Origin of the sequence: Vibrio glycogenivorans, from assembly GCF_051660965.1 — a bacterium.
Taxonomy (GTDB): domain Bacteria; phylum Pseudomonadota; class Gammaproteobacteria; order Enterobacterales; family Vibrionaceae; genus Vibrio.
The window spans coordinates 1,051,156-1,057,703 of the sequence record NZ_JBPVIS010000001.1 but is presented as its reverse complement, the minus strand read 5'-3'; the positions used below and the strand labels follow the sequence as shown (position 1 = coordinate 1,057,703).

General features: G+C 49.1%; 3 protein-coding genes, 1 tRNA gene and 2 rRNA genes. 4 read left to right on the top strand and 2 right to left on the bottom strand.

What is annotated here, in order from left to right; all coding sequences use genetic code 11:
• From ACSTTG_RS04630 to ACSTTG_RS04620, 3 genes are all read left to right on the top strand, one after another.
• A 23S ribosomal RNA gene (locus ACSTTG_RS04630) occupies positions 1-91 on the top strand; the annotation flags it as partial.
• An 88-nt stretch (positions 92-179) separates the two neighbouring features.
• Positions 180-295: ribosomal RNA gene (gene rrf / locus ACSTTG_RS04625) — 5S ribosomal RNA — on the top strand.
• Between the two features lie 56 nt (positions 296-351).
• A tRNA-Asp gene (locus tag ACSTTG_RS04620) sits at positions 352-428 on the top strand.
• Between the two features lie 201 nt (positions 429-629).
• On the opposite strand, the gene ACSTTG_RS04615 is transcribed toward ACSTTG_RS04620, so the two are convergent.
• A complete protein-coding gene (locus ACSTTG_RS04615) occupies positions 630-980 on the bottom strand; it encodes a PilZ domain-containing protein (protein ID WP_438473895.1) in 351 nt (116 codons plus the stop codon).
• Between the two features lie 204 nt (positions 981-1,184).
• On the opposite strand from ACSTTG_RS04615, the gene metH reads away from it, so the two are divergent.
• Positions 1,185-4,865: a methionine synthase gene (metH, locus tag ACSTTG_RS04610; protein ID WP_438473894.1), complete on the top strand. Its 3,681-nt coding sequence runs from the start codon at positions 1,185-1,187 to the stop codon at positions 4,863-4,865.
• 61 nt (positions 4,866-4,926) lie between these two features.
• Here metH and ACSTTG_RS04605 read toward each other — a convergent pair whose 3' ends face one another.
• Entirely contained in the window at positions 4,927-6,423 is a 1,497-nt protein-coding gene (locus ACSTTG_RS04605) for a lytic polysaccharide monooxygenase (RefSeq protein ID WP_438473893.1), read from the bottom strand.
• Between the last annotated feature and the right edge of the window lie 125 nt (positions 6,424-6,548).

Here is a 6,548-nt window from a genome sequence, read left to right as displayed (position 1 = left end):
TTGTTCGAGACTAGAACGTTGATAGGCAGGGTGTGTAAGCGTTGTGAGGCGTTGAGCTAACCTGTACTAATTGCCCGTGAGGCTTAACCATACAACACCCAAAGGGTTTTGATGGACTCAAAGCAAGAACTTTGAATGTGTATAAAGACTTTTACAGCTTTCTGAATTAAACAAATTTGCTTGGCGACCATAGCGTTGTGGACCCACCTGATTCCATGCCGAACTCAGAAGTGAAACACAATAGCGCCGATGGTAGTGTGGGGCTTCCCCATGTGAGAGTAGGACATCGCCAGGCTTTGAACATTATCTGTTTAAAGCACTCTAGAGATAAGACTTTAAAGAGACCACTGCGGAGTGGTAGTTCAGTTGGTTAGAATACCGGCCTGTCACGCCGGGGGTCGCGGGTTCGAGTCCCGTCCACTCCGCCACTTATATTAAGCCCAAGTCGAAAGACTTGGGCTTTTTTCGTTCTCCAGAGACGAGATTACTTCGTTGCGAGAGACGAGAATCGAGGGTGCGAGGTTCGAGTACGCTAACGCTCCGAGGTGCGAGGAGTTTCGTTAACTCTGAACGTTTACGCGCACCACTCGAACCTCGGAGGGCGAGAGCCCGAAACCCGATCCCCGCCCCTATATTTTGGGGTTTTCATGTCTCGGTTCGGTATTGGTTAGCTCCTGCGCCTCTTCAATTAGCTCAATTCGCGCCTCGTCGTTGTTATCCGTCCATAGAACGCCCAAGAAGGTAAAGAGCTCTCCCTCATCGCGTTGGTAGACAACCTCAGCATTGAATAGGTGGCCCGTTGAGGTTTCTATTAGAATATTTTTTGGCACTTCAACTCGGTTTGATACCAGGATTCCTGCCCCGCCCAAACTGATATCTTTAATAACAGCTCGGCCTAGTAATTTGTTACTAAACCAGCCTGGTTGTTTTAGTTGTACTGCTACGCCACTGGCTTGTGACTTAATTGGTTCATCCGGCATCCAAAAGTACCAGCGAACATACTTCCTATTTGTTTTGTTGCCCATTTTATACGTGACTCACAGATTGTTTGATAAACCTCTCCATAGGTAAAACGACCAAATTAGATGAAATCAAAAATTAATCTATCCGGTTTATTTAGACGTCTAGATATCTGTAGCTTGTGTGGTAGGATGTAGGAAATGAACACGGAATGAGGCTGTAAAGTGGGAACGAACGTAAGACAGCAGATTGAGGCTCAACTCAAGCAAAAGATACTGTTGATCGACGGTGGTATGGGCACCATGATCCAGGGACATAAGCTCGAGGAAAGTGATTATCGAGGAGCACGTTTTGCTGATTGGCATTGTGACCTAAAGGGAAACAATGATTTATTGGTTCTAACGCAACCAGAGCTGATTAAGGCTATTCACGGCGAATACCTAGAAGCTGGTGCGGATATTCTTGAGACCAATACCTTTAATGCAACCACCATCGCGATGGCCGACTATGATATGCAGAGCCTAAGCGAGGAGATCAACTATGAGGCTGCGAGGCTAGCTCGTACTGCTGCGGATGAATGGACGCAAAAGACACCAGAGAAACCTCGCTATGTCGCGGGTGTGTTAGGTCCGACCAACCGCACGTGCTCTATCTCTCCAGACGTAAACGACCCCGGCTACCGTAATGTCAGCTTTGATGAGTTAGTTGCGGCGTACTCTGAATCAACCCGTGCGCTGATCAAAGGCGGCTGTGACCTGCTCTTGATTGAAACCATCTTCGACACTCTAAACGCTAAAGCCTGTGCTTTTGCCGTCGACACTGTCTTTGATCAAATGGGTATCACCTTGCCTGTGATGATCTCCGGGACCATTACCGACGCATCTGGACGTACCCTGTCAGGGCAAACTACCGAGGCATTTTATAATGCGCTGCGTCATGTTAACCCAATCACTTTTGGTCTCAACTGTGCACTTGGCCCTGATGAGCTAAGACCCTATGTTGAAGAGCTTTCTCGCATCTCTGAAACCTATGTTTCCGCTCACCCGAATGCCGGCTTACCAAATGCGTTTGGTGAATATGATTTGTCTCCAGAAGAGATGGCCAGTCATGTTAAAGAATGGGCACAAAGTGGCTTCCTTAATATGATTGGTGGCTGTTGCGGCACAACACCAGAACATATCCGTCAAATGGCTGCGGCCGTTGCTGACCTTAAGCCACGATCTTTACCCGAGCTTTCGGTTGCTTGTCGTCTATCAGGACTTGAGCCACTCGCGATTGAGAAAGACAGCTTGTTTATCAATGTTGGTGAGCGTACCAACGTCACTGGCTCAGCTCGATTTAAGCGTCTAATCAAAGAAGAACTCTACGATGAGGCTTTAGAGGTCGCACGACAGCAAGTTGAGAATGGCGCTCAGATCATTGATATCAATATGGATGAAGGGATGCTGGATGCCGAGGCCTGCATGGTTCGCTTCCTTAATCTATGTGCGTCAGAGCCTGAGATCTCACGAGTACCGATTATGGTCGACTCCTCGAAGTGGGAGGTGATTGAGGCTGGGCTGAAATGTATCCAGGGCAAAGGGATCGTTAATTCCATCTCACTCAAAGAAGGCAAACAGAAGTTCGTTGAGCAAGCTAAGCTGATCCGCCGTTATGGCGCTGCCGTAATCGTTATGGCGTTTGATGAGCAGGGGCAGGCTGAGACCCGTGAGCGTAAGCTTGAGATTTGTACCAATGCCTATCGTATCCTAGTCGATGAAGTTGGTTTCCCTGCCGAAGATATCATCTTTGACCCGAATATTTTTGCGGTTGCTACCGGTATTGAAGAGCATAATAACTACGCAGTTGATTTTATTGAAGCTGTGGCAGATATCAAACGTGACCTCCCACATGCGATGATTTCAGGTGGGGTGTCGAACGTTTCCTTCTCATTCCGCGGCAACAATTACGTTCGTGAAGCGATTCATGCAGTGTTCCTTTACCACTGTTTTAAAAACGGTATGGATATGGGCATCGTTAACGCAGGTCAGCTCGAGATCTATGACAACGTGCCTGAGAAACTCCGTGAAGCTGTTGAGGATGTGGTGCTTAACCGCCGTGATGATGGTACTGAGCGATTGCTAGAGATTGCGGAAGAGTACCGTACCAATGCCGTGGGCAAAGAAGATGATGCTTCTGCGCTTGAGTGGCGCACCTGGCCTGTTGCCAAGCGTCTAGAGCATGCTCTGGTCAAAGGGATTACTGAGTTCATTATCGAGGATACCGAGGAAGCGCGTCAGAATGCCACCAAGCCTTTGGAGGTGATTGAAGGGCCTCTCATGGATGGGATGAACGTGGTCGGCGACCTATTCGGTGAGGGTAAGATGTTTCTGCCGCAAGTGGTTAAGTCGGCGCGCGTGATGAAACAAGCCGTGGGGCACTTGGAACCCTTTATCAATGCTGAGAAGCAGCAGGGGAGCTCAAACGGTAAGATCCTGCTCGCGACAGTAAAGGGCGATGTTCATGATATTGGTAAGAATATCGTTGGTGTGGTCTTGCAGTGTAATAACTACGAGATCATCGACCTTGGTGTTATGGTGCCGTGTGAAAAGATCCTCAAGGTAGCCAAAGAAGAGAACGTTGACATCATTGGCCTGTCGGGTCTGATCACCCCATCGCTTGATGAGATGGTGCATGTGGCCAAAGAGATGGAGCGACTGGACTTTGATTTGCCACTCTTGATTGGCGGCGCCACCACTTCTAAGGCGCATACTGCGGTTAAAATTGAACAAAACTACTCGCACCCAGTGATTTATGTCAACAATGCCTCACGCGCAGTGGGCGTTTGTACCTCACTCCTATCTGATGAACTCAGACCTGACTTTGTGACCAAATTAGATGCTGATTATGAGCGAGTGCGCGATCAGCACAATCGTAAGCAGCCGCGAACCAAACCGGTGACACTCGAGCAGGCGCGAGAGAACAAAGTCGCGATTGATTGGAGTTCGTACACTCCGCCAGTACCGGTGAAATCAGGTATTCACATCTTTGATGATGTCGATGTGGCGACATTAAGAGACTATATCGACTGGACCCCGTTCTTTATGACTTGGTCTTTGGTCGGTAAGTATCCGAAGATCTTTGAACATGAAGAGGTCGGTGAAGAGGCGCAGCGCCTCTTCCAAGATGCAAATGAGTGGCTAGATCGAGTCCAAGCTGAGGGGTTACTCAAGGTCCGCGGTATATGTGGTCTATTCCCGGCATCTAGTGTGGGCGATGATATTGAGGTGTACACCGACGAGTCTCGCACGCAAGTCGCGCAAGTCCTGTGTAACCTGCGTCAGCAGACCGAGAAGCCAAAAGGCTATAACTACTGCCTTTCAGACTACATCGCGCCAAAAGAGAGCGGTAAGCCTGACTGGATTGGTGGTTTTGCTGTGACGGGTGGGATAGGTGAGCGTGAGCTTGCTGATCAGTTTAAGGCCGAGGGCGATGATTACAACGCTATCATGATCCAAGCGGTTGCCGATCGCCTTGCGGAGGCATTTGCTGAGTATCTGCATGAACGAGTACGCAAGGAGATTTGGGGTTATGCTGCGGATGAAGCCCTCTCCAATGAAGAGCTGATCCGTGAAAACTACCAAGGGATCCGCCCGGCACCGGGCTACCCTGCATGTCCTGAGCATACCGAGAAGGGCTGTATTTGGTCGCTGCTTGATGTTGAGCAAAACATTGGCATGTCACTTACCTCAAGTTACGCAATGTGGCCAGGGGCCTCAGTATCAGGTTGGTATTTCTCGCACCCTGAATCACGCTATTTTGCTATTGCTCAAATCCAGCCAGATCAGGTTGCAAGCTACGCCGATCGCAAGGGTTGGGAGCTCGAGGAAGCAGAAAAGTGGTTAGGACCTAACATCAATGGGTAACCACTGATCGAAATGTATAGCCCCTCACGATGAGGGGCTTTTTTATTGGTATGAGTATCAACTATAAGCGCCAAACACCCCATTCTCCGGTCGTACCGGGCTCATCACCTTGTGTCCACCAGTACGCGGTCCATAGTTGACCATTGTGAGTCACCTGATCGCCCTCGTTATATGTCGCCGAAGCGCTCCATGCATTGGGATCGATTGGCTCAACTGGATCAACAGGCTCTTCAGGGCTATCCCCACCGCTTGGAAGAACCGAGAAACTATACACAGTGCTGTCAGATCCTTGCTCACTGGAAATCGTCAACTCAAACGAGAGCTCACTTTGAGTATCTGCCAGTAGCGAGGTATCTAGGATCAGCTCACCACCAATACCATACTCAGGCGTGAGGCTCGGACCACTGAGTTGTTGCCAATCTATGGATACAATCTCTCCTTCACTTTGGTATGGGTTGAGCACCACCGTTGTACCATGAGTGACTTCCGCCACGGTGATGACTTGCAAGGTGGTTGGTGTGATCACAGCTCTAAGGTCGGAGTCGCCTTGTTCCGGCTCTATCGTCAGTAACCCAGATGCAAGTGGATCGAGTGAATTGAAGTAGTTGTTATATAAGTCTCCTTGGAAGTACATATAGTGTTCCATCTCTTCATGCCAGCGACCAATAAAGACCTCACCACTGTAGTTTGACTCGTAGTAACCATTGATATCAGCAGCCAGTAGGCGATCCCAGTCAGCTTGGTTTTGCTCTGTGATGGTGACAGAAAAGCTCGAATGGACAGTGCCGTTGCTGTTTAAGACATCGTATTTAACGACCTCTCCGAGCTGTGGAGTATCAAGGCTGATGTCGTTAGGCACAAACTGCGCCCCTTGATTTAGATAAGGTTCACTAGGATCTATGGGGGGAGGGGTATCGCTGCCGATGGTAATGTCACTGCAGTTATAAAAACCTTCCCCTGCGGCATCTATGCGCTGCCAGCGAGTGAAAAGAACAGCACGCCCAGAGCGGTCATCGGGAATGGTGACATTCATACGGTATTTACCGGATTGGGCTGTAATGTTGCCGACCTCTTCGATCAATTCTAGGTCGTCCCACTTGAGTGGCTGAGAGGTATCGACACCTTGTTTAGTGAGATAAATCTCCCAGTATGAGGGGTTGTGTGGTGCTGTTGCATTGAACACAAGTTCGAATGTACCTGAACTCATCAGAGTGCGCGTCCACTCGCTATGTGCAGCGCCCATCCCCGCTTTTTGTGAATCATTGGCATAACATAACGTACCATCAGGGACCGCGGTGCGAACGACCTCCATGTTGGTGTAGTCTTCGACAAGGTTGGCGTATTCATTACGCTGAACAAATGGGTAACTGCCTGATATTGCTAGGGCTTGAGCACATGCGGGGTTAGGTGGACTGCCACTCCATATACCGCCTTGCTCGTAACAGATGGATTGACGCGCTTCAGGGTATTCGACCCAGCCGTGGGCGTGTACGTTAGGCGCAGTGAGGTACAGCACTGCACACAATGCACCCATTTTTAGGGGGATTTTATTATTCATTCTCAATTCCTTTGATGAGCTGTTTATTCAGCTAGTTTCATTACAGAGAATGGATCCACTTGGGGCTAGGTTAAGATCGTGAAGTGACTCGCAAAGTTGGTATAATGCATTTTTGTGCATATCAG

Coding starts and splice junctions, on each gene's coding strand:
- ACSTTG_RS04615 (WP_438473895.1), bottom strand. CDS start 980: ATGCCGGATGAACCAATTAAGTCACAAGCCAGTGGCGTAGCAGTACAA.
- ACSTTG_RS04605 (WP_438473893.1), bottom strand. CDS start 6,423: ATGAATAATAAAATCCCCCTAAAAATGGGTGCATTGTGTGCAGTGCTG.